Here is a 2,749-nt window from a genome sequence, read left to right on the forward strand (position 1 = left end):
TCTTCGGCGAAGCGGCGCGTGAACACCTCCGGGCTCGCCGAGTACTCCGGGTTGAGCACCGGCAGCGCCTCCGCGGCCTCGCCCAGCACGGAAACGGCCTGCTCGCGCAGGCGGAAGAACAGTTCACCGGCGGTCAGCCCCGCGTCACCGACCGCGAGGTGCAGCAACGCCGCCCCGCGCGCCTGTGCGTAGGAAACCGCCAGCGTCGTCTTGCCATAGCCGCCCGCTGCCACAAGCCAGGGAATCCGGCCCGCCGGACAGTCGTCCAGCGCCGTAAACAGCCGAGGCCGGGCGATCGCATTGTTCATTGTTGAGTTGTCCCCCCTCAGCTTCGCGTCGCCTGCGTCATCCGTGATTTTTCAGTTTAGTGCCTGTCAGCCCGGATACGAAATGCCCTGCACCGGATACCATACGCTTTCGCGCATCGTCGTATCGATTCGCACCACCCCACCGGCGGCACACGCAGCCGCCCCGGGGCGTCGCGGTGGCGTTCGACAGCATGGCATCAGTATGCTGTCGCATCGTCCGGATAAGGAGTAACGGCAAAGTGGTCGACCAGGGGGAGAGGCAGGCGGTCTGGCGCGTGGCCATGCCGGCGCTGTTCGTCGTGCTCTGGAGCACGGGCTTCATCGGTGCCCGCCTGGGGCTGCCGCACGCGGAGCCGTTCACCTTCCTGACCACACGCATGCTCGCCGCCAGCGTGCTGCTCGCCGCCGTCGCGGTGATCACCCGCGCCCCCTGGCCGGACACGGCACGCGGCACCGGCCACATCGTGGTCGCCGGACTGCTCGTCCACGGCGGCTACCTCGGCGGTGTTTTCTGGGCCATCGGCCACGGCCTGGCCGCCGGGGTGACCGCGATCATCGTCTCGCTGCAGCCGGTACTCACCGCGGCACTCGCCGGCCTGGTGCTGGGTGAACGGGTCACCGCCCGGCAATGGGCCGGCCTGCTCCTGGGCCTGGCCGGGGTGGTGCTGGTGGTCTCCAGCCGCATTGGGGGGGCGACGGCCTCGGCGGTCAGCCTGGGCGGCGCGGTGCTGGCGCTGCTGTCGATCACCTTCGGCACGCTCTACCAGAAGCGTTTCTGCCCGGCCACGGATCTGCGCACCGGCGGGGCGATCCAGTTCGGCGCCTGCGCGGTGGCCCTGTTCATCCCGGCGCTGGCCCTGGAGACCCGCGTCATCGACTGGACCGGCGAGTTCGTCTTCGCCCTGGCATGGCTCGTGCTGGTGCTCTCCGTGGGCGCGGTGGGGCTGCTGTTCGCGCTGATCCGTCACGGCGCGGCGGCGAAGGTGGCCAGCCTGTTCTACCTGGCACCGCCGTTCACCGTGATCCTCGGCTACCTGCTCTTCGACGAGCGCCTGGCACCGCGGGCAATTGCCGGGCTCGCGGTGGTGATGGCCGGCGTGGCGCTCGTGAACACCGGTGGTCGCCGGCTCAGCCGCCGCCGAGGAGCCAGCGCGACAGAATCCCCGTGAGGTAGGCGAGCACCGCGGCACTGCCCCCTGTCGCCAGCGTGAGCAGGGCGGCGCGCAGTACGGGGCGCTCGAGCACGAGGCTCTTGACCATACCGATGGCGAAGAACGTCGCCCCGGCAATCACGGCGCTGGCGGCGAAGCGGGCGGTCTCGCCCCCTGGGAAAAGCAGCGGCACGAGGGGCAGCGCGCCCACGAGCACGAACGCGGCAAATGTCGCCGCAGCGGCCCGGCCCGGATACGGCTGGACTGCCGCGAGGCCGTGTTCCTCGGTAATCATCGTCTCCACCCAGCGGGTCCGGTCGGCACAGATAGTCTCGACGATGTCGGCCAGGGTTTCGCCACGAAACCCCTTGGCGGCAAAGATCTGGCGAACCTCTTCACGCTCCCCCTCCGGAACCCGGGCGATGTGATCGAGCTCCTCCCGCCGGGTGGCCGCCACGACCTCGCGCTGGGCACGAATGGACTCGTACCGGCTGACCGCCATGCTGAAGCCGTCCGCCACCAGGTTGGCAAACCCCAGCACCAACGCCACGAGGGGTGTGAATCCGCCACCGAGGGCGCCGCAGACGACCGCGAACGTTGTGATGCAGCCGTCTATTCCGCCGAGCACGGCGTCGGAGACGTGTTCCTGACGCCGCGCACCGGCAAGCCGCCGGGCGATCGCGTCCGGATCATGGGCACGACGCAGCACATCCGTACGATCACCGTCGCGCATGGCCCTGGCCTCCCGTGATACTGCGCACCACCACAGATAATGCCACGCGGCGGTGCCGGATCCGCCTGCCACTGGAAAACGGTGGTCGCCGCCACCACTGTCCCCCTGTCATCGGGGTGGTTCGCCCTCCACCCCACGGAACACCCATTTCGCAAAGGAACGCACACAGCCATGGCACACAAGGCGAAGCTCGCGATCATCGGCGCCGGTACGGCGGGCCTGACGGCCCTCAAGGAGGCCCGCAGGCACACCGACGACGTCATACTCATCAATGACGGCCCCTACGGCACCACCTGCGCGCGGGTCGGCTGCATGCCCTCCAAGGCCCTTCTGGCCGCGGCCCACGGCTACCATCGCCGCGGCTTCCTGGCAGAGGCGGGGATACGCGGCACGGAGGGGCTCAGCGCCGACATCCCCGCGGTGATGGAGCATGTACGCGAGCTGCGGGACCGGTTCGTCGCCGGCCCGACCCGGCTGGCACGCTCACTCGGCGAGCGCAGCCTCCGCGGCCGGCCGCGGTTCCTGGACGCCAACACCCTGGCCGTCGGCAACGAGCG

Annotated in this window: 4 protein-coding genes; 2 read left to right on the forward strand and 2 right to left on the reverse strand. The window is 69.9% G+C overall.

All coding sequences use genetic code 11. The annotated features are described in order from the left end of the window. Nucleotides 1-308, reverse strand: a 308-nt coding sequence (locus G7A99_RS17680; protein ID WP_205599899.1) for a hypothetical protein, incomplete at its 3' end; no start/stop codon positions are given. Between the two features lie 239 nt (nucleotides 309-547). Between G7A99_RS17680 and G7A99_RS17685 the strand changes: the two genes are divergently transcribed. Then, entirely contained in the window at nucleotides 548-1,477 is a 930-nt protein-coding gene (locus tag G7A99_RS17685) for a DMT family transporter (protein ID WP_205599900.1), read from the forward strand. On the opposite strand, the gene G7A99_RS17690 is transcribed toward G7A99_RS17685, so the two are convergent. Further along, entirely contained in the window at nucleotides 1,437-2,192 is a 756-nt protein-coding gene (locus G7A99_RS17690; RefSeq protein WP_163142643.1) for a VIT1/CCC1 transporter family protein, read from the reverse strand. The genes G7A99_RS17685 and G7A99_RS17690 overlap by 41 nt on opposite strands. A 171-nt stretch (nucleotides 2,193-2,363) precedes the next feature. Between G7A99_RS17690 and G7A99_RS17695 the strand changes: the two genes are divergently transcribed. After that, on the forward strand, nucleotides 2,364-2,749 hold a 386-nt coding region (locus G7A99_RS17695), incomplete at its 3' end, for an FAD-dependent oxidoreductase (RefSeq protein WP_163142645.1).

It is taken from the genome of Arhodomonas sp. KWT (genome assembly GCF_010993615.1).

Coding starts and splice junctions, on each gene's coding strand:
- G7A99_RS17690 (WP_163142643.1), bottom strand. CDS start 2,192: ATGCGCGACGGTGATCGTACGGATGTGCTGCGTCGTGCCCATGATCCG.